General features: G+C 54.4%; 19 protein-coding genes. 7 read left to right on the plus strand and 12 right to left on the minus strand.

All coding sequences use genetic code 11. The annotated features are described in order from the left end of the window. The first annotated feature begins 98 nt into the window (after window positions 1–98). The gene (locus tag AFL22_RS12385; RefSeq protein ID WP_010248822.1) at window positions 99–1,004 is read left to right on the plus strand and encodes a LysR family transcriptional regulator ArgP; all 906 of its coding nucleotides are present in this window, start codon (window positions 99–101) and stop codon (window positions 1,002–1,004) included. Window positions 1,005–1,260: 256 nt separating this feature from the next. Here AFL22_RS12385 and AFL22_RS12390 read toward each other — a convergent pair whose 3' ends face one another. The 7 genes from AFL22_RS12390 to tkt form a co-directional block, all read right to left on the minus strand. Further along, window positions 1,261–1,983: an oxidative stress defense protein gene (locus AFL22_RS12390; RefSeq protein ID WP_010248826.1), complete on the minus strand. Its 723-nt coding sequence runs from the start codon at window positions 1,981–1,983 to the stop codon at window positions 1,261–1,263. 143 nt (window positions 1,984–2,126) lie between these two features. Continuing rightward, complete coding sequence (gene argO / locus AFL22_RS12395; protein WP_010671062.1) at window positions 2,127–2,750, minus strand: arginine exporter ArgO; 624 nt, start codon at window positions 2,748–2,750, stop codon at window positions 2,127–2,129. Between the two features lie 124 nt (window positions 2,751–2,874). Beyond that, window positions 2,875–3,756 carry a small-conductance mechanosensitive channel MscS gene (gene mscS / locus AFL22_RS12400; RefSeq protein WP_010248833.1) on the minus strand — a complete coding sequence of 294 codons (882 nt, stop codon included), beginning with the start codon at window positions 3,754–3,756 and terminating at the stop codon, window positions 2,875–2,877. A 190-nt stretch (window positions 3,757–3,946) separates the two neighbouring features. Further along, window positions 3,947–5,026, minus strand: a complete 1,080-nt coding sequence (fbaA, locus tag AFL22_RS12405; RefSeq protein ID WP_010248835.1) for a class II fructose-bisphosphate aldolase — start codon at window positions 5,024–5,026, stop codon at window positions 3,947–3,949. 105 nt (window positions 5,027–5,131) lie between these two features. Next, window positions 5,132–6,295, minus strand: a complete 1,164-nt coding sequence (pgk, locus tag AFL22_RS12410) for a phosphoglycerate kinase (RefSeq protein WP_010248837.1) — start codon at window positions 6,293–6,295, stop codon at window positions 5,132–5,134. Window positions 6,296–6,346: 51 nt separating this feature from the next. Continuing rightward, window positions 6,347–7,366 (minus strand): erythrose-4-phosphate dehydrogenase, encoded by a 1,020-nt coding sequence (gene epd / locus AFL22_RS12415; protein ID WP_010248839.1) that lies wholly within the window; start codon window positions 7,364–7,366, stop codon window positions 6,347–6,349. 314 nt (window positions 7,367–7,680) lie between these two features. Next, entirely contained in the window at window positions 7,681–9,675 is a 1,995-nt protein-coding gene (gene tkt, locus AFL22_RS12420; protein ID WP_052271516.1) for a transketolase, read from the minus strand. 271 nt (window positions 9,676–9,946) lie between these two features. On the opposite strand from tkt, the gene AFL22_RS12425 reads away from it, so the two are divergent. Further along, window positions 9,947–10,702, plus strand: coding sequence for a M48 family metallopeptidase (locus AFL22_RS12425; protein WP_010671064.1), 756 nt, complete (start codon window positions 9,947–9,949; stop codon window positions 10,700–10,702). Window positions 10,703–10,757: 55 nt separating this feature from the next. Here AFL22_RS12425 and AFL22_RS12430 read toward each other — a convergent pair whose 3' ends face one another. From AFL22_RS12430 to speA, 3 genes are all read right to left on the minus strand, one after another. Next, complete coding sequence (locus AFL22_RS12430; RefSeq protein WP_010248845.1) at window positions 10,758–11,168, minus strand: YidB family protein; 411 nt, start codon at window positions 11,166–11,168, stop codon at window positions 10,758–10,760. Window positions 11,169–11,364: 196 nt separating this feature from the next. Then, entirely contained in the window at window positions 11,365–12,285 is a 921-nt protein-coding gene (speB, locus tag AFL22_RS12435; protein WP_010248847.1) for an agmatinase, read from the minus strand. A gap of 169 nt (window positions 12,286–12,454) precedes the next feature. Continuing rightward, the gene (speA, locus tag AFL22_RS12440; protein WP_010248849.1) at window positions 12,455–14,431 is read right to left on the minus strand and encodes a biosynthetic arginine decarboxylase; all 1,977 of its coding nucleotides are present in this window, start codon (window positions 14,429–14,431) and stop codon (window positions 12,455–12,457) included. Window positions 14,432–15,274: 843 nt separating this feature from the next. On the opposite strand from speA, the gene metK reads away from it, so the two are divergent. Beyond that, complete coding sequence (gene metK, locus AFL22_RS12445) at window positions 15,275–16,426, plus strand: methionine adenosyltransferase (RefSeq protein WP_052271517.1); 1,152 nt, start codon at window positions 15,275–15,277, stop codon at window positions 16,424–16,426. A gap of 535 nt (window positions 16,427–16,961) precedes the next feature. After that, entirely contained in the window at window positions 16,962–18,359 is a 1,398-nt protein-coding gene (locus AFL22_RS12450) for a sugar porter family MFS transporter (protein WP_010248855.1), read from the plus strand. Between the two features lie 81 nt (window positions 18,360–18,440). Here AFL22_RS12450 and AFL22_RS12455 read toward each other — a convergent pair whose 3' ends face one another. Beyond that, entirely contained in the window at window positions 18,441–19,673 is a 1,233-nt protein-coding gene (locus tag AFL22_RS12455) for an O-antigen ligase family protein (RefSeq protein WP_082239208.1), read from the minus strand. Window positions 19,674–19,698: 25 nt separating this feature from the next. Further along, the gene (locus tag AFL22_RS12460) at window positions 19,699–20,847 is read right to left on the minus strand and encodes a glycosyltransferase (protein WP_052271519.1); all 1,149 of its coding nucleotides are present in this window, start codon (window positions 20,845–20,847) and stop codon (window positions 19,699–19,701) included. A gap of 141 nt (window positions 20,848–20,988) precedes the next feature. Between AFL22_RS12460 and AFL22_RS12465 the strand changes: the two genes are divergently transcribed. The 3 genes from AFL22_RS12465 to rsmE all read left to right on the plus strand — a co-directional run bounded on the left by AFL22_RS12465 (window position 20,989) and on the right by rsmE (window position 23,084). Beyond that, complete coding sequence (locus AFL22_RS12465) at window positions 20,989–21,501, plus strand: SprT family zinc-dependent metalloprotease (RefSeq protein WP_010671067.1); 513 nt, start codon at window positions 20,989–20,991, stop codon at window positions 21,499–21,501. 76 nt (window positions 21,502–21,577) lie between these two features. Further along, entirely contained in the window at window positions 21,578–22,282 is a 705-nt protein-coding gene (gene endA, locus AFL22_RS12470; protein WP_031594098.1) for a deoxyribonuclease I, read from the plus strand. 70 nt (window positions 22,283–22,352) lie between these two features. Continuing rightward, window positions 22,353–23,084 carry a 16S rRNA (uracil(1498)-N(3))-methyltransferase gene (gene rsmE / locus AFL22_RS12475; RefSeq protein ID WP_010248866.1) on the plus strand — a complete coding sequence of 244 codons (732 nt, stop codon included), beginning with the start codon at window positions 22,353–22,355 and terminating at the stop codon, window positions 23,082–23,084. Window positions 23,085–23,097 lie beyond the last annotated feature (13 nt).

A 23,097-nucleotide genomic window follows, 5' to 3' on the forward strand; every position in this document is an offset into this window, starting at 1 on the left:
TTATCGCTTTGGAAGCCAGCCCACAAAAAACAAGAGAGCCATCACAGGTGATACTTTTGTGGCATAGTGACATCCATCCTGAAGGAGAGAGAAGAATAATGAAACGCCCGGATTATCGAACGCTTCAGGCGCTGGATTCAGTGATCCGCGAACGCGGATTTGAGCGTGCCGCTCAAAAATTATGTATCACCCAGTCAGCGGTTTCACAGCGTATCAAGCAGCTGGAGAATCTGTTTGGTCAGCCGCTGCTGGTGCGCACGGTGCCACCACGTCCGACCGAACAGGGTCAGAAACTGCTGGCATTGCTGCACCAGGTGGAACTGCTGGAAGAGGAGTGGCTGGGCGATGAGAACAGTGGCACCACGCCACTGCTGCTGTCGCTGGCGGTCAATGCCGACAGTCTGGCGACCTGGCTGCTGCCTGCACTGAAGGATGTGCTGGCAGATTCACCCGTACGCCTGAATCTGCAGGTCGAAGATGAAACCCGCACCCAGGAGCGTCTGCGTCGTGGTGAAGTGGTGGGTGCGGTGAGTATTCAGCCGCAGCCGCTGCCCAGTTGTCTGGTGGATCAGCTCGGTGCGCTCGACTACCTGTTTGTGGCGTCGCGTGACTTTGCCGATCGCTTCTTCCCCAACGGCGTCACCCGCTCTGCCCTGCTGAAAGCGCCTGCGGTGGCGTTTGACCATCTTGATGATATGCATCAGGCCTTCCTGCAACAGAACTTTGATCTCTCACCGGGCAGTGTGCCCTGCCACATCGTGAACTCCTCTGAAGCCTTTGTGCAGATGGCGCGACAGGGTTCGACCTGCTGTATGATCCCGCATCTGCAGATTGAGCGTGAGCTGGCGAGCGGTGAGTTAATAGATCTGACGCCAGGCTTGTGTCAGCGCCGGATGCTCTACTGGCATCGTTTTGCACCGGAAAGCCGGTTAATGCGTCGGGTGACCGATGCGCTGATTGCGCATGGACATCGGGTGCTGCGTCAGGATGACGTCGCAGCCTGAAAACAAAAACGGGGCGAAAGCCCCGTTTTTACTGCTGACAAATTATGCCCCGAACGGCTGTAAGGATGGATTGGCTCAGGGAACAAGGTCAGATCGGAAAGGCGCTTAAGCCAATCCCTGGCCGCTCGGCCCGCGCCGTCCATGGCGCGGGACGCTTTCCTCCTCTGACCATGTTCCCTTCGCTTTGAATTTATTCATTGCGGTCAGATCCTGAGATTCATCGGCAGTCTTAACGGGGCATCAGCCCCGTTTTGCACTATGGCGTATTGGGCTTGATCTCAAACACCACATCAACCTGATCGTCAAAGTTAATGCTCTGCTGATCGTAGGTCTCCTGCGCCGAGGTATCTGCCGCTGCAGCCGCTTTATACATACGGTTCATCGGCATCGGCTGATAGTTAGCGACCTGATAACGAATGCTGTAGATCGATCCCAGCTTGGCGTTAAAGCCTTCAGCCAGCTGTGATGCCTGCTGAGTCGCATTTTTAATCGCTGCTTTACGCGCCTGCTCTTTGTAACTCTCCGGATTTGCCACGCCTAACTCGACGCTACGCACCTCATTCAGACCGGACTTCAGCGCCCCGTCCAGCAGATCATTCAGCTTGTCCAGCTGACGCAGGGTTACCTGCACCTGACGCACCGCACGGTAGCCTTTCAGGACGGATTTACCCTCTTTGGTGTAATCGTACTCAGGCTGGGTGCTCAGGTTTGCCGCATCAATATCTTTCTTCTCAATGCCGTTTTTTTGCAGAAAATCGAAATATTGTGCAACCCGGCTATCCGCCTGCTTTTTCGCATCTGCGGCATCTTTTGACGACACGTTCACAACGATAGAGAGCGTGGCGATATCGGGACGGGCATCGACCGTTGCCTTGCCTGAGGTCACCACGTGTGGCCCGTTCGGTAACTCATCAGCGTGTACGCCAGGCAATGCCCCGGCGCTCATGATTGCGGCCAGAGCCAATGCTTTCAGTTTCATGAAAGTCCTCCTTGAAAAGGTACTATGACGGCTTCCAACCGGCGAAGCCCAACAGCGCATCGGTATGCGCCATGCTTTGAGTGGTCATTATGGCAAAAGTTCGGCCTCCGCGCGGCAATAACCGCACCGGATCGACGTTGGGATCAAAATCCGGCAATGCCCTGGCGCGCCAGTTGCAGGGCGATAAACCACATCACCGCGCCTACCAGCAGGTTAATGATGCGCTGGGCTTTGGCGGTGCGCAGGCGTGGTGACAGCCAGGCGGCCAGCAGCGCCAGACCAAAGAACCACAGGATCGACGCACTGATGGTGCCCAGCGCAAACCACTGACGCGCGGTGGTGGTCGGCAACTGACCGCCAAGACTGCCCAGCACCACAAAGGTATCGAGATAGACGTGCGGATTGAGCCAGGTCACTGCCAGCAGCGTCGCGATAATGCGTCCCCTGCTCTGCTTTAATGGCTCACCATCCGCCAGATCGGCGTCGCCGCGAAAAGCGCTACGCAGTGCGCCCCAGCCATACCACAACAGAAAGGCTACGCCCGCCCAGGTGATCACCATCAGCAGCAGTGGAGACTGGCTCAGCAAGGCACTGCCGCCAAAGATCCCACCGCAGATCAGCAGAATATCACTCAGCGAGCAGAGGGCCGCCGTCATCAGATGATACTGACGCTTTACGCCCTGATTCATCACAAAAGCGTTCTGCGGTCCCAGCGGCAGAATCAGCGCGGCGCCCAGGGCAAGCCCCTGAAAATAGAGAGATAACACAGGATTATTTCCTCACATCGTTAGAGGAGGAGAAGTATAAAGAGAGAGGATGATTAGCGGAAATTGAAAGAATTAATCTGCGATTAGCAAAATGAATGGGCGACAGACGCCGCCCACTGAAAGATTACTGTGGCTGAACCTGGGTTGCTTCTGCTTCAGGCGCCGGCTTCTGATGCAGATGCACATCCATCTGCGGATAAGGAATACCAATCCCTTTTCCATCCAGCGCACGCTTAAAGTTCTTCAGCAGATCCCAGTAAACGTCCTGCAGGTCGCCGCTGTTGCTCCAGCAACGCACCACAAAGTTCATAGAGGAGGCTGCCAGTTCGTTAAGACCGATCTGAATACCTTTATCTTTCAGCACGCGGCTATCCGCTTCTACAACCTGTTGCAGTAAGGCGATCACTTCATCCACATCCGCCTCGTAAGCCACGCCAATGATAAATTCATTACGGCGAACCGGTTCACGCGAGAAGTTGACGATGTTCCCGCTGATGATCTTGCCGTTTGGCACCACCACGATTTTGCCGTCTGCCGTTCTCAGCGTGGTGGAGAAAATCTGCACATGCAGCACGGTTCCCATAACGCCGCCCAGATCGACGAACTCGCCGGTGCGAAACGGACGGAAGGTGACCAGCAGAACGCCTGCAGCAAGGTTAGAGAGTGATCCCTGCAGTGCCAGACCCACGGCCAGACCCGCAGCACCCAGCACGGCAATCACCGAGGCGGTCTGCACACCGATGCGTCCCAGCGCTGCGATAACGGTGAAGGCGATGACCCCATAGCGCACCAATGCGGAGAGGAAGTCCGCCACGGTAGCGTCTATGTGACGGGCGCGCAGCAGGCGATTTACGGCATTAGAAATGATACGGGCGATAATCATCCCGATAATAATGATGGCAATAGCTGCAACGATATTTACGGCATAGCTGATGATCAGCGCCTGATTGCGAACCAGCCAGTTACCTGCGTTGTTTAAGCCGTCGACGACGTGTAACTCTTCCATTAATAAGCCCTGTTGTTAGATTCCCACCGGGAATGAAAAAACTGCCAGATGACATCCGACACCCTGCCATCAAGGGTAATCAATTATCTCCTTAAGCGCCAAACCGACCGGCGTTTAACCCTGTTTTTCCAGAAATTGTGCATAAAAAAAGGCCCTTTCGGGCCTTTTTTGTACGGTAACGACTCGTCAGTTACAGCACGTCGACAGCGTTAAGCTCTTTGAAAGCCTGCTCCAGACGCACCACCATAGAGGCCTGGGCTGAACGCAGCCAGACGCGTGGGTCGTAGTATTTTTTGTTTGGCTTGTCAGCGCCTTCCGGGTTACCCAGCTGCGACTGCAGATAGCCTTCGTTCTTTTTGTAGTACTGCAGGATGCCGTCCCAGGTTGCCCATTGGGTATCGGTATCGATGTTCATCTTGATCACGCCGTAGCTGATAGACTCTTCGATTTCTGCAGCAGAAGAACCTGAACCGCCGTGGAAAACGAAGTCCAGCGCGTTGTGCGGCAGGCCATGTTTTTCACACACATATTTCTGCGAATCGCGCAGAATGGTCGGAGTCAGTTTCACGTTACCTGGCTTGTAAACGCCGTGAACGTTACCGAATGATGCCGCAATGGTGAAGCGCGGGCTGATAGCATTTAGTTTTTCGTACGCGTAGTTCACATCTTCTGGCTGGGTGTAGAGTGCAGATGCGTCCATATGGCTGTTATCAACGCCATCTTCTTCACCACCGGTGCAGCCCAGTTCGATTTCCAGCGTCATGTCGAGTTTCGCCATGCGCGCCAGATATTTGCTGCTGATCTCGATGTTCTCTTCCAGTGACTCTTCTGACAGGTCGATCATGTGAGAAGAGAAGAGTGGCTTACCGTTTTTCTGGAAGTACTCTTCACCTGCGTCCAGCAGACCGTCGATCCATGGCAGCAGTTTCTTGGCACAGTGGTCAGTGTGCAGGATAACCGGCACGCCATACTGCTCAGCCATCAGGTGGACATGGTGCGCACCCGCGATAGCGCCGAAAATTGCCGCGCCCTGTGGTTTGTCAGTTTTGAAGCCTTTACCCGCGATAAATGCAGCACCGCCGTTAGAGAACTGGATGATGATTGGCGCTTTAACTTTCGCCGCTGCTTCCAGTGCCGCATTGATGGAGTCAGTGCCGACGCAGTTTACGGCTGGCAGTGCGAATTTGTTCTCTTTCGCAACTTTGAAGATCTTCTGTACGTCATCACCAGTGACAACGCCGGGTTTTACGAAATCAAAAATTTTAGACATGATTGTGTCCTGTTTCGTGACCGTTGTTCCCCTTGAGGAACGTCGATTTAAACGCCCAGACGGGCAAGACTTCAGGCGATGCCGCCAGGCATCGCCCCCAAAGGATTACTGCTTCGCACGCTCTTCCAGCATGGCAACTGCAGGCAGTTTTTTGCCTTCCACGAACTCAAGGAACGCGCCGCCGCCGGTAGAGATGTAGGAAATTTTGTCTTCAATGCCGAACAGGTCGATAGCCGCTAAGGTATCGCCGCCGCCTGCAACAGAGAAGGCATCGCTGTCTGCAATGGCGTTAGCCACGATCTCGGTGCCTTTACGGAAATTAGGGAACTCAAACACGCCCACCGGGCCGTTCCACAGGATGGTTTTAGCATCCTTCAGGATGGCAGCCATCGCCTGTGCGGTTTCATCACCAAAGTCCATAATCTCTTCGTTATCCGCAACTTCCGAAACCTTTTTCACGGTAGCGGTCGCAGTTTCAGAGAATTCTGTGCCAACGCGTGAATCAGTTGGAACCGGAATACCGTGCTGATCGCGCAGGCCTTTAGCCGCTTCAACGAAGTCTGGCTCATACAGAGATTTGCCGACGTTGTTGTCGATAGCGACGAAGGTGTTGGCAATGCCGCCGCCCACAATCACGGTGTCCGCGATTTTGACCAGAGATTGCAGCACGTCAAATTTGGTAGAGACTTTAGAACCCCCTACCACAGCCACCAGCGGACGCTCCGGGTTGCTCATGACTTTACCCAGCGCTTCCAGTTCTGCAGAGAGCAGCGGGCCAGCACAGGCGATAGGGGCAAATTTGCCGACGCCGTGGGTAGAAGCCTGCGCGCGGTGCGCAGTACCAAAGGCGTCCATCACAAATACGTCGCACAGAGCAGCATATTTTTTAGACAGTGCTTCGTCATCTTTCTTTTCGCCTTTGTTAAAGCGAACGTTTTCCAGCACAACCAGTTCGCCAGCGCCGACTTCAACGCCATCGAGGTAATCTTTTGCCAGGGTCACGGTGGTGCCGCTAAGCTTGTCTTTCAGGTAGTTAACTACCGGCAGCAGCGAGAACTCTTCATTGTATTCACCTTCGGTCGGACGACCCAGGTGAGAGGTAACCATTACTTTCGCGCCCTGTTTCAACGCCGCTTCAATGGTTGGCAGAGAAGCACGGATACGTGCATCAGACGTCACTTTACCTTCTTTAACCGGTACGTTCAGATCGGCACGGATCAGAACGCGTTTACCAGCCAGATCCAGATCGGTCATCTTAATTACAGACATGGTGAATCCTCTCGTTGATTCTCATAAGTTTTGCCAGACGCATACCGCGTCTTACCTGAAACCGCTTGCGGCCATCGCTAACGTCGTGTCGAGCATTCGGTTAGCAAAGCCCCATTCGTTGTCACACCAGACCAGGGTCTTGATAAGGTGTTGACCGCTGACCCGCGTTTGTGTTCCGTCCACAATGGCACTGTGCGGATCATGGTTAAAATCTACTGAGACTAACGGTAATTCCGTATAGTCAACTATACCACGAAATGTCCCTTCTGCCGCGCTTCGCAACAGGGTGTTAACTTCACACGCCGTCACCGCCTGATGCACAGAAACGCTGAGATCAATGGCCGTCACGTTAATCGTCGGGACGCGAACGGCTATCGCCTCGAAGCGATCGTTGAATTTCGGAAAAATACGGGTAATGCCAGCCGCCAGGCGAGTGTCCACCGGGATGATCGACTGACTGGCTGCACGCGTACGGCGCAGATCGCTGTGATAGGCGTCGATCACCTGCTGATCGTGCATCGCCGAGTGGATCGTGGTGACGGTGCCGGATTCGATACCAAACGCATCATCCAGCAGTTTAATCACCGGGATGATGCAGTTAGTGGTACAGGAAGCGTTGGAGACGATGCGGTCACTGGCGGTGAGTAACTGCTGGTTAACGCCATACACCACTGTGGCGTCGAGATCGTTTCCGCCGGGATGAGAGAAGAGCACTTTTTTGGCGCCAGCCTGAAGATGCGCTTCGCCATCAGCGCGTGAGCCATAGACGCCGGTGCAGTCCAGCACCACATCCACGTCGAGTTCACGCCACGGCAGATCGGCAATGGCTGCACGGTGCAAAATGCGCAGGGTATCGCCACCCACCCACATTACATCGCGCTCCTGGCGGACATCGAAAGCAAAACGGCCATGGCTGGTATCGTATTTCAGCAGATGCGCCATACCGGTGGCTTCTGCCAGCTCGTTAATCGCGACCACGGTGATCTCTGCACGTCGGCCCGTTTCATACAGCGCGCGCAGGACGTTGCGTCCAATCCGGCCAAAACCATTTATCGCTACCCGTACCGTCATTTCTCTCCTGCCACGTCAGACTGAAAAAAACGTGCCGTTAGCCTGAGCGTTTCACTGCATTTTGTACAGGAGATTCTTACCCGGCATTGTCCGAAACCAGGGCGATTCGCCTGGCGACTGAAACGGTTCAGCTACAATAATAGAAGGAAGGAATAACAGGAATGATTGTGATCAATCTGGCTGCTTAAATTTGGATCTGCGTCACAAATTAAGGCAAAAGGCGGTTATTACTGCAGGAATAAAAAAATAAAAGGGACGAAAATCTCGTCCCTCTTTTTTTACAGCCGGGCGGGAACAGGCCCGCCTGACCGGTTTTACGCCAGCAGCGCTTTCGCTTTCGCGACGACGTTGTCGACGGTAAAGCCAAACAGTTCGAACAGCTGATCGGCAGGTGCAGATTCGCCGAAGCTGGTCATGCTCACGATAGCGCCGTTCAGGCCGGTGTATTTGAACCAGTAATCAGCGATGCCCGCTTCGATTGCGACGCGGGCGCTGACCGCTTTTGGCAGTACGGATTCACGGTACTCATCACTCTGCTTGTCGAAGGCATCCGTTGATGGCATAGAGACCACGCGCACTTTGCGGCCTTCGCTGGTGAGTTTGTCCCAGGCACCGACAGCCAGTTCAACTTCGGAACCGGTGGCGATCAGGATCAGCTCAGGCGTGCCATCGCAATCTTTCAGCACGTAACCGCCGCGCGCTACGTTAGCCAGCTGTGCAGTGTCACGCTCCTGCTGCGCCAGGTTCTGACGGGAGAAGATCAGCGCAGTCGGGCCATCTTTACGCTCAATGGCATATTTCCACGCCACCGCGGATTCAACCTGGTCACATGGACGCCACAGGCTCATGTTTGGCGTGGTGCGCAGGCTCGCCATCTGTTCAACCGGCTGGTGCGTCGGGCCATCTTCGCCCAGACCGATAGAGTCGTGGGTGTAGACCATGATCTGACGGATCTTCATCAGTGCCGCCATACGCGCTGCGTTACGCGCATATTCAACAAACATCAGGAAGGTCGCGGTGTAAGGCAGGAAGCCGCCGTGCAGCGCCAGGCCATTGGCGATTGCGGTCATACCGAACTCACGCACGCCGTAGTGGATGTAGTTACCCGCAGCATCTTCGTTGATCGGCTTAGAGCCAGACCAGATTGTCAGGTTGCTGGGTGCCAGATCTGCTGAGCCGCCCAGGTATTCCGGCAGAATTTTACCGAAAGCTTCGATAGCATTCTGTGAGGCTTTACGGCTGGCGATCTTCGCCGGGTTCGCCTGCAGCTGCTCAACGAACTTCTGCGACTCTTCCTGCCAGTTAGCTGGCAGTTCGTTGCTGACGCGGCGTTTAAACTCGGCAGCAAGTTCAGGATGAGCCTGTGCGTAAGCGGCGAATTTCTCATTCCATGCAGACTCTTTCGCCTGGCCCGCTTCTTTCGCGTCCCACTCAGCGTAGATATCAGAAGGAATAACGAACGGCGCGTGGTTCCAGCCCAGCTGCTTGCGGGTCAGTGCCACTTCATCATCACCCAGCGGTGCGCCGTGTGAATCATGGGTACCGGCTTTGTTCGGTGAACCAAAACCGATAACGGTTTTGCACATCAGCAGTGAAGGCTTGTCGCTGACGCTTTTCGCTTCCTCGATCGCTTTCGCAATCGCATCCGCATCGTGACCATCGACGCCGCGCACCACGTGCCAGCCATAAGCTTCAAAGCGCTTAGCGGTGTCGTCGGTGAACCAGCCATCAATGTGACCGTCGATAGAGATACCGTTGTCATCATAAAACGCTACCAGTTTGCCCAGCTTCAGCGTACCGGCCAGTGAGCAGACTTCGTGCGAGATACCTTCCATCATGCAGCCATCACCCATGAAGACATAGGTGTTGTGGTCTACGATGTCATGACCCGGACGGTTGAACTGTGCTGCCAGCGTGCGCTCAGCAATGGCAAAACCGACTGCGTTAGCGATGCCCTGCCCCAGCGGACCGGTAGTGGTTTCAACGCCCACGGTGTAGCCATATTCCGGGTGACCTGGAGTTTTTGAGTGCAGCTGACGGAAGTTTTCCAGTTCGCTCAGGGGCAGATCGTAGCCGGTCAGGTGCAACAGGCTATAGATCAGCATTGAGCCGTGACCGTTAGAGAGCACGAAACGGTCGCGGTCAGCCCACAGCGGGTTGGTTGGGTTGTGGTTCAGGTAGCCGCGCCAGAGTACTTCAGCGATGTCCGCCATGCCCATTGGGGCACCCGGATGTCCCGATTTCGCTTTCTGTACTGCATCCATACTTAACGCACGAATGGCGTTGGCAAGCTCTTTACGAGAGGGCATTTTCTACTCCAGGTCGGATTAATGCTTCGCACCTTAACTTATTGTTATTAATGAGTTACCGGGCAAAACAAGGAAAAAGTTGCCCATCAATGTACATGAGAAACGGGGCAAAAGTACATGCTGTAAAACGCTAAATGCAGCCGCTTCGTATGGCTTTTCCAGCCATATCTGCTAGCAAAGTGCAGACTGGCACGCTATAACCAAATCGTTTATTCACCTGTCTGAGTTTCAGGTGTTTGTTTTTCTTACCTTGTTATGAATGGGATACAGCATGAAAATCAAAAAAATGGTGTTAGCGCTTGGACTGACGACGCTGCTCAGTGGCTGTCAGGGTTTAGACAACAATGCGCTGATGCAGTCGGGCGCGCAGGCGTATCAGGCTTATACCCTCAGCGACGATCAGGTAAAGCAGCTGAGCGATAAATCCTGTGAGCAGATGGACAAAGATAATCAGATTGCGCCTGCTAACAGTGATTATCAGCAGCGTCTGAACAAGATCGCGGCGGCGCTGGGCGATAACATCAACGGCGTACCGGCTAACTACAAGGTTTATCAGACCAAAGATGTCAACGCCTGGGCGATGGCAAACGGCTGTATTCGTGTTTACAGCGGTCTGATGGATATGATGACTGACAATGAAGTGGAAGGCGTACTGGGTCATGAGATGGGCCACGTCGCGTTAGGTCATACGCGCAAGGCGATGCAACTGGCATATGCCACAACTGCGGCCCGCACCGCAGCCGCCTCGGTTGGCGGCGTGATTGGTTCACTGTCGCAGTCGCAGCTGGGTGAAATGGGTGAAAAACTGGTGAATGCGCAGTTCTCCCAGACGCAGGAATCACAGGCGGATGACTACTCCTACGACCTGATGAAGAAGCGCAATATCGATCCAATGGGCCTGGCCACCAGCTTTGAAAAGCTGGCGAAGATGGAACAGGGACGTCAGAGTTCGATGTTTGACTCGCATCCCGCCTCTGAAGCGCGCGCAGCGCATATTCGTGAGCGAATTGCTGCCGACGGCAAGTAATTCCGCCGCTGAGCGCGCATGCATCCGGCGTGCGCGCTTAGCCGTGCGAAGTCCGCTAGCGCTTAAATATCTGATCTACCATCGAGCCCAGATCCAGCTTATTGTCATGCAGCGCCTGTTCATCCATGTGTCCCTGCGGCGACATTTTATCAATCAGCTGCGGCAATAGCGCGGCCAGCGTACCCGATGCCCCTTTCACATCGGTGCCGAGTTTGTCGGCCAGTGACTGCAGTTCATCCTGACCAAAAGCAGACTGAATCTCACTGTGGCCAACCGGATGGTTATCGCCGGTGCCGATCCAGGAACCAAACACCTCACCCAGCCCGCCCTGCTGGAATTTTTGCAGCAGCACTTCAATACCGCCCTGCTCCTGCACCCAATGCCAGACAGCCTGTAACTGTCCCGGCGGATGCCCTTCACTCTGGTTGCCATCCAGTGCGCCAGCCAGTTCATCAAGAAAGCCCATGATTATCTCCACTACGCCATTTTTACGCTGTAAGTTTAGTTGCAGATAGGGGTTCGCGCCTGACGGTTACCCGTCGGGGTCAGAAGGGAATCGATCGGATCCGGCAAAGAGAGGAAGATCACAGCAGCGGCGTCTGCCCGATGGACAGGACGCCGCGTTCAGCGCCTGCCGGACTGAAGCCGACAGGCAGCAGGCATCAGCCTTTGTTCACAGCCTGAACATGCAGCATATCCAGCGCCAGCGTAGCCGCTGCCAGTGCCGTCAGATCAGCATGATCGTAACCCGGTGCGACTTCCACCAGATCCATGCCGACAATGTTCATGCCCTGCAGGCCACGGATCAGCTTGGTCGCTTTATCGGTGGTCAGGCCGCCAATCACTGGCGTGCCGGTGCCAGGCGCATGCGCCGGATCCAGACAGTCAATATCGAAGGTCAGATAGACCGGCAGATCGCCGACGGTGCGTTTTACTTCGGCGAGAATATCGTCAACGCTGCGGTCATTGACCTGCGCCGCATCCAGCACGTTGAAGCCCAGGCTCTTGTCGAATTCGGTACGGATACCAATCTGCACTGAGTGCTGCGGATCGATCAGACCCTCTTTCGGCGCGGTAAAGAACATGGTGCCGTGGTCGAAGGTCGGGCCGTTGGAGTAGGTGTCGGTATGCGCATCAAAGTGCACCAGCGCCATCTTGCCGAAGTGTTTTGCATGGGCGCGCAGCAGTGGCAGTGTGACGTAGTGGTCGCCGCCAAAGGTCATCATGCGCTTGCCATTGGCCAGCAGTTTTTCAGCATGGGCCTGCAATTTGTCGGAGAGATCCTGCGAATCACCGAAGGCGTAAACCAGATCGCCGCAATCGACGACGTTCAGACGCTGACGCAGGTCGAAATCCCACGGCCAGCGGCAGCCTTCCCAGGCCAGATTGGTGGAGATCTGGCGAATCGCACCCGGACCCAGGCGGCTGCCCGGACGACCCGAGGTCGCGGCATCAAACGGCACGCCGGTGATAACCCACTCGGCGTCGCTGTCGTAAGGCTGAAAATTCAGCGGAAAACGCATGAAACCAAAGGCGTTAGAAACCAGGGAGTTGTCGTACTGATTGCCAAGCGTGTTATACATAATTGCTCTCTCTATGTGCGTAAGTCGGGCCAGCCCGCAAACCATTAAGGTTGAGATGAAAAAAATCCCCTCCGCGTCGTTAGGCCCGACGAGGAAGGGATTGAGTGAGTCAGATTATCGACATAGTTAACGGCAACTGCAATATGCGATTACCGGTCGCCATAATCGATTATTCATCTTCTAAATAGGTATAGCCGTAGAGGCCGCTCTCGAACTCTTCCAGGAACTGCGCGCGCAGCTCTTCGTCGAGATCGGATGCCTGAACCTGATTGCGGAACAGCGCCATCAGCTCGTTGGGATCAAGCTGCACGTAACGCAGCATGTCCGCCACGGTGTCGCCTTCATCGGAAAGCTGCACTTCCACATCGCCATTTTCGCGTGCGTAGACATCCACCGCTTCGGTGTCACCAAACAGGTTATGCATATTGCCCAGAATTTCCTGATAAGCGCCCACCATAAAGAAGCCCAGCATGGGCGGGTTATCGAGGTCATATTCCGGCATCGGCATGGTCGTCGCGATACCGTCGCCATCCACGTAGTGATCGATGGTGCCATCGGAGTCACAGGTGATGTCGAGCAGCACGGCACGGCGCTCCGGCTTCTTGTTCAGGCCTTCCAGCGGCAGTACCGGGAACAGCTGATCGATACCCCACGCATCCGGCATTGACTGGAACAGCGAGAAGTTAACGTAGATCTTATCCGCCATCCGCTCCTGCAGTTCGTCGATGATTGGACGGTGTGCACGGTTGCTCGGATCGAGATGCTGCTGAATATAGTGGCAGATGCTCAGGTAGAGCTGCTCAGCCCATGAACGCTGCTTGAGATCGTAGGTGCCTGACGAGTAGCCGGTATGGATATCAAACAGATCCATCTGGCTGTCATGCAGCCATTCACGCAGCGAACGGCGGGTACTTGGCTCGTGCATCTCCTGCCAGGTTTCCCACATGCTGAGGATCGGGCGCGGCGCATCCGCATCCGGCGTTTCAGGTTCGCTGAACTCGTTGCGCTCCACACCAATGATGTTGGAGACCAGCACCGTGTGGTGCGCGGTTACCGCACGACCCGACTCGGTGATCACCGTCGGATGCTCCAGACCGTGCTCATCACAGGCAGCACCAATCGCCCAGATTACGTTGTTGGCGTACTCATTCAGGCCGTAGTTGACCGAGCAGTCAGACTGCGAGCGCGTTCCTTCGTAATCGACGCCCAGACCGCCGCCGACGTCGAAACACTTGATGTTGACGCCCAGCTTGGCCAGTTCGACATAGAAGCGCGCCGACTCACGCACCCCGGTAGCGATGTCGCGGATGTTGGACATCTGCGAGCCCAGATGGAAATGCAGCAGCTGCAGGCTGTCGATGCGACCCGCTTCACGCATGATCTCAACCAGTTTCAGCACCTGGGTGGCTGACAGGCCAAACTTCGACTTTTCGCCGCCGCTCGACTGCCATTTACCGGAGCCCTGCGAAGCCAGACGCGCACGGATACCAAGACGCGGCACCACATTCAGACGCTCTGCTTCTTCCAGCACCAGCCGCACTTCGGTCATCTTCTCCAGCACCAGATAGACCTTGTGGCCCATCTTCTCGCCGATCAGCGCCAGACGAATATATTCGCGATCTTTATAGCCGTTACAGACGATCACCGAACGGGTCTGACCGGCGTGCGCCAGCACCGCCATCAGCTCGGCTTTTGAGCCCGCTTCCAGTCCCAGCGGTTCGCCGGAGTGGATCAGTGACTCAATCACGCGTTTGTGCTGGTTAACTTTAATCGGGTAAACCAGGAAGTAGTCGCCTTTGTAACCGTAAGATTCACGCGCACGTTTAAAGGCGGCGTTAATGGAACGCAGACGGTGTTGCAGGATCTGCGGGAAGCAGAATAAAGCAGGCAGACGCTGGCCCTGCGCTTCGCGCTCTTTGACCAGACGAGCTAAATCGACGCGCACATCAGGACGATCCGGATCGGGACAGACACTGATGTGGCCCAGTTCGTTAACGTCGTAATAGTTGTTGCCCCACCAGGCGATGTTGTACGTACGCAACATTTTGCTCGCATCCTGATCGTTCATTGCCACCTCCTGCATGGAGCGGAGTGTACCCTGTTCGCCAGCTGACGAACCTTTGATATTCTTCATGTCGTCAGACATCGCGAACCTCAATTTTCCGTTGAAAGATGAAACTGTTAACCGGCTTTATGGCCGCTAATCTGAAAACCTGTTGCCACATTAAACGCAATGTCCTGTTCACCTGACGTTGCCGTCAGCGCGATTCACGCATGAGAGTTAAGTGTAAAACACCCGGGCCATCTCCGTTTAAACAGAGAACATTTAACTGATCTGTATTGACCATGGATAACCTGCGTCGTTCCGCTGCGCGAGCGCAGAGAAGAGACAAAACCGATCGAGCAGAGATAAAGATTAGCCTGCGCCTGTGTCGGTAAAATTACCGCATCGGACATCGCGTCGGCAGGAAAGAGAAACAGATGGGAGGCAGGAGAGAGCCAGCGCAGCGCCGCAGCGCAGAGAACCGGAAGAAGAAAAAGCGTGGTTCATTACTTGTATCACCTCCGCATATGCCAGGGGCACATGGAAAACAACCTGGGTGAAAGCCAGACCAGAGTCTGACAGGCGCGACGCAAACAGTGGCGTCATCCTTGCTGCTGCTATCAAAGCAGCGGCGTTTTATACAGTTTACCGCCGTAAAATGCAAAAATATTATCGGGGAATTGCGTGTAGCGTCAGCAAATTATGCCGATAACAGAGACAGGTTAAATGCTGAAACAGAAAAAGGGCTGGTAATTGGTTTACCCTCTATCCTAAAATAGCCGTCCAGATGGTTTTCCATCTAAACAGGTTACTATCCAGGCGGTGTTGGCCTGCTGTGCTGACACAACCTCACTGCTCGCGGCTTTGCCTGAAGGGGCGTCAGGTCAGACCACCTCACTGGCGCTATGCAGTCGTACTCAAACCATATTTAAGGTAAAGAACAGAATGGCTAAACACCTTTTTACGTCCGAGTCTGTATCAGAAGGACATCCCGATAAAATCGCCGACCAGATCTCCGATGCTGTGCTGGATGCGATCCTTGAACAGGATCCTAAAGCGCGCGTGGCCTGCGAAACCTACGTTAAAACCGGTATGGTGCTGGTTGGCGGTGAAATCACCACCAGCGCCTGGGTTGATATCGAAGAGATCACCCGTAAAACCGTACGTGAAATCGGCTATGTCCATTCCGATATGGGCTTTGACGCCAACTCCTGCGCGGTATTAAGCGCGATTGGTAAACAGTCTCAGGATATCAATCAGGGCGTTGACCGTACCGATCCGCTGGAACAGGGCGCGGGCGACCAGGGCCTGATGTTCGGCTATGCCACTAACGAAACAGACGTGCTGATGCCTGCGCCGGTGACCTATGCGCACCGTCTGGTAAAGCGTCAGGCTGAAGTGCGTAAAAATGGCACCCTGCCGTGGCTGCGCCCGGATGCCAAGAGCCAGGTCACTTTCCAGTATGACGATGGCAAAATCGTGGGCATCGATGCAGTTGTGCTCTCTACCCAGCACGCTGAATCCATCAGCCAGAAAGATCTGCAGGAAGCGGTGATGGAAGAGATCATCAAGCCGGTTCTGCCTGCAGAGTGGCTGAGCGCCTCGACCAAATATCACATCAACCCAACCGGTCGCTTTGTGATTGGTGGCCCGATGGGCGATTGCGGTCTGACCGGTCGTAAAATCATCGTAGACACCTACGGCGGCATGGCGCGTCATGGTGGCGGTGCGTTCTCGGGTAAAGATCCATCTAAAGTTGACCGCTCTGCAGCCTATGCGGCACGTTACGTGGCGAAAAACATCGTAGCGGCCGGTCTGGCTGACCGTTGTGAAATCCAGGTCTCCTACGCTATCGGCGTGGCTGAACCCACTTCTATCATGGTGGAAACCTTCGGCACCGAGAAAATCTCTACCGAACAGCTGACGCTGCTGGTGCGCGAGTTCTTCGACCTGCGTCCATATGGTCTGATCCAGATGCTGGATCTGCTGCACCCAATCTATAAAGAGACCGCAGCTTACGGTCACTTTGGTCGTGAACATTTCCCATGGGAAAAAACCGACAAAGCTGCCCTGCTGCGTGAAGCGGCTGGCCTGTAAGGTTACCGGCTGCTGATAAAAACCCTGCCACTGCGGCAGGGTTTTTTATTGCCTTTTCAGCCCCATTGCTAACCGGAGCAATTTTGCTCCCGCTACCCTTCTGAACGACAGGCCAGCGCAATTTCTGGTGAGCGCGTGACGACAGAAAAAAACGCATCTGCCCGACATCTTCTTCTCTCTGCAGCAAATTTTCAGTTCTCAGCTACACTTCTTTTCGCTTTTTCTGACGACTAAATGTTAACGATTACAAATTGAAATGCTTTGTTTATCCGATATTTAGGAATTAACGCACGTAGTTATTCTGCTGAAAATGCGTTATTTTCAGCGTCGTCTGATAGCCAGTAAATAGAGCATTGTCAGAAACTTAATGAGTGCTATACCTCACTGGTTAATTAATCTTTCCGGGAAAAATATGCTGAATTTCAGGGTTTCAGCGTGTGTAAGCGATTACACTGATGTGATCAGGCTCACTTTTTTCCCGCAAAAGGTTTTTTAACATTGATAAAAACAATGATGGATAAACCTGGAGGCTAAAATGCCTGGCAATACACACAAAAGCAGAACTTCAAATAAGGCGATGACCTTATTTGTCTGCTTTCTGGCGGCCCTTGCGGGTCTGCTGTTCGGTCTGGATATCGGCGTTATCGCCGGTGCTCTGCCGTTTATCGCAAAGGACTTTAACGTCACCCCTCATCAGCAGGAGTGGATCGTCAGTTCCATGATGTTTGGTGCGGCGGTCGGTGCTATCGGCAGCGGCTGGATGTCATCCCGCCTGGGCCGTAAAAAAAGCCTGATGGCCGGTGCGATTCTGTTCGTTATCGGTTCACTCTGGTCGGCGATGTCGCCAAACCCGGAAATGCTGATCAGCGCCCGCGTTCTGCTGGGCCTGGCAGTCGGTATCGCCTCTTATACTGCCCCGCTTTATCTTTCTGAGATCGCTCCGGAGAAAATTCGCGGCAGTATGATTTCGCTTTATCAGCTGATGATCACCATCGGTATTCTTGGTGCTTACCTGTCCGATACGGCGTTCAGCTTTACCGGCAACTGGCGCTGGATGCTGGGCATCATCACTATTCCGGCACTGTTGCTGCTGGTCGGCGTTTTCTTCCTGCCAAACAGCCCACGCTGGCTGGCGGCGCGAGGCAACTTCCGCGATGCACAACGCGTACTGGATCGTCTGCGTGACACCAGCGAGCAGGCAAAACGTGAGCTGGAAGAGATCCGTGAAAGCCTGAAGATCAAACAGTCTGGCTGGGGTCTGTTCACCAGCAGCAGCCACTTCCGTCGTGCGGTCTATCTCGGCATCCTGCTGCAGGTGATGCAGCAGTTTACCGGCATGAACGTCATCATGTACTACGCGCCAAAAATCTTTGAAATCGCGGGCTTTACCAACACCACCCAGCAGATGTGGGGCACGGTGATTGTGGGTCTGGTTAACGTACTGGCGACCTTTATTGCCATTGGCCTGGTGGATCGCTGGGGTCGTAAACCTACCCTGATTCTGGGCTTTATGGTGATGGCAGCCGGTATGGGCGTTCTGGGTACGATGCTGCACTTCGGCATTCACTCGCCGGGCGCACAGTACTTTGCGGTAGGTATGCTGCTGATGTTCATCATCGGTTTTGCGATGTCAGCCGGTCCGTTGATCTGGGTACTCTGTTCCGAAATTCAGCCGCTGAAAGGCCGCGATTTCGGTATCACTGTCTCCACCACCACCAACTGGATCGCGAACATGATCGTAGGTGCGACCTTCCTGACGATGCTGAATACGCTGGGCAATGCGAACACCTTCTGGGTCTACGCACTGCTTAACCTGTTCTTCATTCTGCTGACGGTGATGCTGATCCCTGAGACCAAAAACGTCTCGCTGGAACACATCGAACGTAACCTGATGGCAGGTAAAAAACTGCGCGACATCGGTTCACGCGACTAACTTTACCCGGTAAAAAACGCGGTAACAAAAACGGCGGGGTTTCTCTGGAAACCCCGCCGTTTTTATTTGTTCAACGCCCCACTACGCTGTGGTTACCCGCGTTACCGGCAGGGGCCGCCGTATGCAGCAGAGCGCCAGCGCCATAATGAAAATGGTCGCGGTCTGATTATAGGGCAGCACCGAATCGGTCAGTCCGGTGGTAAACAGTGCCACCATCGGCAGCGCCACGCCACGCAGATCACACTTCTTCAGCCAGCCCGCCAGCACCGTCAGATAGAGCAGCGCCAGCGACGCCGTACCCAGCCAGCCCTGCAATGACGTCACTTCGAGGAACTCGTTGTGCATGTTGTATTTAACGTTGGTAAAGCCTTCAACATTGAGAGGATAGTGCGCAGTGATGAACTGACGCGCCTCAGTGGTGCGCGCATCCGGCGTCGCAAAACCGCCATGGTGCTCAATAAAGTTGACCGCCCCGCCCCAGATGGCGACACGTGCGCCCAGCGAGGTCGAACTGTTTGAACCAAAGTTCTCAATATCCTGCACTCCCTCTACCCAGCGGTTGCTGGTCATCAGAATCAGCACCGCCATTACGCCCACCAGCAAAGCGCTAATCCGCCAGTTAGTCAGCAGCGACAGCCGGTAGGTCTGCACCAGGAACAGCAGCCCCACTGCAATCAGCGCAATCAGAGTCACACGGGTGCCGCACAGGTAGAGCAAGGCAAAGGTCACTGCCAGCACAGCGATATCGGCCACCTTCCAGTAAGCGTGCGTCTCATAGCGGCTTAGCCACAGCCAGGCACAGTAGATAAACAGAATCATGTAAGAAGACATGGAGGCGGCTTCGGTGGTGAGCTTGATGCGGATATTCTCAGTGTAGAGATGCTCGTGGATACCAAAGCCCAGCGTAATCAGCAGGCCAAGAAGGATGAGCCCTTTTCCGACGCGTAGCGTAGTCAGGGAGACACGATCCCCATAAACAGCCAGACTGAGCAGCACAAAGGCCCCCATCAACAGCCGCTTCGCGCCCAGCAGATAGTTGCCCATATTAGTGATGGCATCGCCTGAGGGCGCGGTTTCGATCCCCTTCACGTGAATCGCCCAGAACAGCCGAATCAGGGCAAAGATAATCACCACAGCAAACAGGGCGATATAAAAACCGTTCTCTTTAAAGTCCACCCGCCTGCGCACCAGGCCATACAGCACGGACGCGATAGAGAGATAAGAGACCAGATAGAATATTTTTTGCGGCAGGCCGGTAACAAACATATTCAGTGACAGCGCCAGGCAGAGCGCAATAACTGAAAAATTAACCATTAACGTTAATCCATTGCGACTGATTTTATTCGTCATGCTTAACCTCAGTAAGGCGGTTAAACACACTCATCAGGTGCTTCATATAATTTTCCTCATAAAAACCGGTGATGCTCGCTTTAATAGCCTGATGATCGGGGAAGTGGAAATCCCCGCTCATGGCGTTGAGAATCGCGGCCAGCGCCATGCTGTCATGGGTGGGATAGAGCTGACCATTAATACCGTTCTGAATAATTTCCGCCGGGCCGCTGATGCAGTCGGATGAAATACAGTAGACGCCGCGCGACATCGCCTCCAGCAGGATCAGCGGGAAGCCTTCGAAGTTAGAGGTCATGACCAGGCAGGTGACCTGTCTGATATGGCGGATGACATACTCCCAGGCATTCTCCTGCCAGCCATGCCAGGTGATGCGATCCTGAATGCCGAGTTGCGTCACGTAGTGCTGACATTGCGTCAGATCTTCCCCGTCACCCACTATCTCCAGCGTCCAGGGCGCATCCAGCTGCTGCAGGGCATCAAACAGATCTTTAAGCTGTTTCTGCCGCTGATAATGGACGCGACCAATATAGAGAAACTTCAGCGCCTGGGGTCTGCCGATTACCGTGTCATTGCGTTTGATCGGGTTATAGATCACGTCAACGTCAGTGGCGCGTGCACCCAGTTCCACCAGCTGCTCTTTAATCTGATTACTGATCGCAAAATGGTGATCGGCCCGCAGCAGATAATGGGGACGATAACGTTCACGCGGAGGCAGGTGCATCCAGCTCGACAATACGATTTTACGTCCTGAAAGCGTGATTGCCCGGCGCGTCATCAGGCAGGGAATGGTGTTGAGGGTCAGGACATGATCGGGCTGATAACGACGAAAGAAGGCGGCCATTCTCAGCGTATGAATAAGATTTTTTATTTTCTTATTCCGCAGCGTGCAGACGCTCTCAGCCAGAACAGCATTGGCGGTCCAGGCGCGGGAGTGGCTCTCCTCTCCGCTGTTGATAATAAACAGCCCTGCTTCGGTACCGGGTTCCGCATTCAGGGCCGTGATCAACTGACCGGTCACATTTTCCATCCCACCACGACCGGCCATCAGATCCGTCACCAGCACAATCCGTTGTTTCCTGACGTTATCATTATTTTTCATTGGTTTATCCATGCCCTGTGCCGTTCGCTTTTCATCCATCCACTCTGCGGTGAATGTCATTAATAGAATATTCTAAAAAAGCCCATAACAATATTTAAACCAGAAATTTTCCCCCAGCCAGAACCACACTTGTCGCTGGCGACGTTGAGTTCCTGCGTGGCGGCGATTATTCTGAGCGCCATGAAAACGCCTCGTCTCCCCATTGCCCTGCAGCAGGCCGTAATGCGCTCGCTGCGCCAGTCGCTTGAACGTGCGAATCAGGCGCTGAAAACCCGTTATCCGGAACCGAAGCTGCTCTACCAGCAGCGTGGTACGGCGGCGGGCACCGCCTGGCTGGCGTCCTGGGAAATTCGCATCAATCCTGTGCTGCTGCTGGAAAACCAGCAGGCATTTATCGATGAAGTGGTGCCGCATGAGCTGGCGCATCTGCTGGTCTGGAAGCAATTTGGTCGCGTTGCGCCGCACGGCAAAGAGTGGAAGTGGATGATGGAGCAGGTGCTGGGCGTTCCGGCACGGCGTACTCACCAGTTTGAGATCGCATCCGTGCGCAGCAACACCTTTGCTTACCGCTGTCAGTGCCAGCAGCATCAGCTGACCGTGCGCCGCCACAATCGTATACTGCGCAAAGAGAGTGAATATCGCTGCGTGCACTGTGGCAGCCTGCTGATCGCGGGTGAATTTGTCGCGTCCTGAGAAGAATCCCCATTCCGCCCTATTCCACATTCTGTTACCCTGCCGCCCTTTTTCGTACTGAGTAGAAATCTGGAATATGTCTCGCATACTAAGTCTGGCGGTTGCGCTGCTGTTTGCGCCCGCCGCTGACGCCCTTAACCTGAATAACTATCATCAAAATAACTTTCAGCAGGCCAAAACCTTTGCGGCGGCGATCAACGCCGATGCGCCGGGTTCTTTTTACTGTGGCTGTAAGATTCAGTGGCAGGGAAAAAAGGGGATTCCCGATCTCAACAGCTGTGGCTATCAGGTGCGCAAAAACGCCAATCGCGCCGCACGCATTGAGTGGGAACATGTGATGCCGGCCTGGGAGTTTGGTCATCAGCGCCAGTGCTGGCAGGATGGCGGTCGTAAAAACTGCAGCAAAGATCCCGACTACCGCCGCATCGAAACCGACCTGCACAACCTGCAGCCTGCGGTGGGTGAAGTGAATGGCGACCGTGGCAACTTCGCCTACAGTCAATGGAACGGCAGCGAGCAGCAGTACGGCCAGTGTGAGATGAAGATCGACTTTAAACTAAAACAGGCGGAGCCACCTGCGCGGGCGCGAGGTGCCATTGCCCGCACCTATTTCTATATGCGCGACCAGTATCATCTGCGTATTTCGCGCCAGCAGACGCAGCTGTTTACCGCCTGGAACAAGCTCTATCCCGTGACAATTTGGGAGTGCGAACGCGACCAGCGCATTGCAAAGGTTCAGGGCAATCACAATCCTTATGTGCAGCAGGCTTGCCAGCGCTAAAATCCCTGCCCTACACTAGCTCTTTTTCCAATGACGCCGCTGCAGCGCGGCGTCCGGTCTCAGGAACCTTATGCGTATACCTCGCATCTATCACGCCGGGCCATTAAGCATCGGCAGTGAAATTACCCTGGATGAAGATGCATCCAATCATGTGGGCCGGGTGCTCCGGATGACGGCAGGTCAGCGTCTGGAACTCTTTGATGGCACTAATCTGACTTTTGCAGCAGAGATCACGCATGTAGATAAAAAGCGTGTAAAAGTATCGGTCACAGAGAGCCAGCCGGACGATCGCGAGTCACCGTTACATCTGCATTTAGGTCAGGTGATGTCGCGCGGTGAAAAAATGGAATTCACTATCCAGAAATCGATCGAACTGGGCGTGAATGTCATTACACCCTTGTTTTCCGAGCGCTGTGGCGTAAAGCTTGATGCTGAGCGTCTGGCGAAGAAGATCCAGCAGTGGCAGAAAATTGCTATTGCCGCCTGCGAGCAGTGCGGCCGTAATCGCGTGCCGGAGATTCGTGAAGCGATGACGCTGGAAGCCTGGTGTGCAGAAGCAGATAGCGGACTGAAGCTTAATCTGCATCCGCGCGCCAGCCACAGCATCAACACGCTGCCACAGCCTGTTGAGCGGGTAAGGTTGCTGATTGGCCCTGAAGGCGGTTTGTCTGCGGACGAGATTGCGATGACGGCGCAGCACGATTTTACTGACATTCTGCTTGGCCCACGGGTATTGCGAACCGAAACTACCGCGCTGACGGCCATTACGGCACTTCAGGTGAGGTTTGGCGACCTGGGTTAAGCGATACTTTCAG

It is taken from the genome of Pantoea sp. CFSAN033090, from assembly GCF_001264395.1.
Lineage (GTDB): Bacteria > Pseudomonadota > Gammaproteobacteria > Enterobacterales > Enterobacteriaceae > Pantoea > Pantoea agglomerans.

Excerpts from the sequence above, each read along its gene's own strand:
- AFL22_RS12385 (WP_010248822.1), top strand. The coding sequence starts at position 99 with ATGAAACGCCCGGATTATCGAACGCTTCAGGCGCTGGATTCAGTGATC.
- AFL22_RS12390 (WP_010248826.1), bottom strand. The coding sequence starts at position 1,983 with ATGAAACTGAAAGCATTGGCTCTGGCCGCAATCATGAGCGCCGGGGCA.
- mscS (WP_010248833.1), bottom strand. The coding sequence starts at position 3,756 with ATGGAAGAGTTACACGTCGTCGACGGCTTAAACAACGCAGGTAACTGG.
- fbaA (WP_010248835.1), bottom strand. The coding sequence starts at position 5,026 with ATGTCTAAAATTTTTGATTTCGTAAAACCCGGCGTTGTCACTGGTGAT.
- pgk (WP_010248837.1), bottom strand. The coding sequence starts at position 6,295 with ATGTCTGTAATTAAGATGACCGATCTGGATCTGGCTGGTAAACGCGTT.
- epd (WP_010248839.1), bottom strand. The coding sequence starts at position 7,366 with ATGACGGTACGGGTAGCGATAAATGGTTTTGGCCGGATTGGACGCAAC.
- tkt (WP_052271516.1), bottom strand. The coding sequence starts at position 9,675 with ATGCCCTCTCGTAAAGAGCTTGCCAACGCCATTCGTGCGTTAAGTATG.
- AFL22_RS12425 (WP_010671064.1), top strand. The coding sequence starts at position 9,947 with ATGAAAATCAAAAAAATGGTGTTAGCGCTTGGACTGACGACGCTGCTC.
- AFL22_RS12430 (WP_010248845.1), bottom strand. The coding sequence starts at position 11,168 with ATGGGCTTTCTTGATGAACTGGCTGGCGCACTGGATGGCAACCAGAGT.
- speB (WP_010248847.1), bottom strand. The coding sequence starts at position 12,285 with ATGTATAACACGCTTGGCAATCAGTACGACAACTCCCTGGTTTCTAAC.
- speA (WP_010248849.1), bottom strand. The coding sequence starts at position 14,431 with ATGTCTGACGACATGAAGAATATCAAAGGTTCGTCAGCTGGCGAACAG.
- metK (WP_052271517.1), top strand. The coding sequence starts at position 15,275 with ATGGCTAAACACCTTTTTACGTCCGAGTCTGTATCAGAAGGACATCCC.
- AFL22_RS12450 (WP_010248855.1), top strand. The coding sequence starts at position 16,962 with ATGCCTGGCAATACACACAAAAGCAGAACTTCAAATAAGGCGATGACC.
- AFL22_RS12455 (WP_082239208.1), bottom strand. The coding sequence starts at position 19,673 with ATGGTTAATTTTTCAGTTATTGCGCTCTGCCTGGCGCTGTCACTGAAT.
- AFL22_RS12460 (WP_052271519.1), bottom strand. The coding sequence starts at position 20,847 with ATGGATGAAAAGCGAACGGCACAGGGCATGGATAAACCAATGAAAAAT.
- AFL22_RS12465 (WP_010671067.1), top strand. The coding sequence starts at position 20,989 with ATGAAAACGCCTCGTCTCCCCATTGCCCTGCAGCAGGCCGTAATGCGC.
- endA (WP_031594098.1), top strand. The coding sequence starts at position 21,578 with ATGTCTCGCATACTAAGTCTGGCGGTTGCGCTGCTGTTTGCGCCCGCC.
- rsmE (WP_010248866.1), top strand. The coding sequence starts at position 22,353 with ATGCGTATACCTCGCATCTATCACGCCGGGCCATTAAGCATCGGCAGT.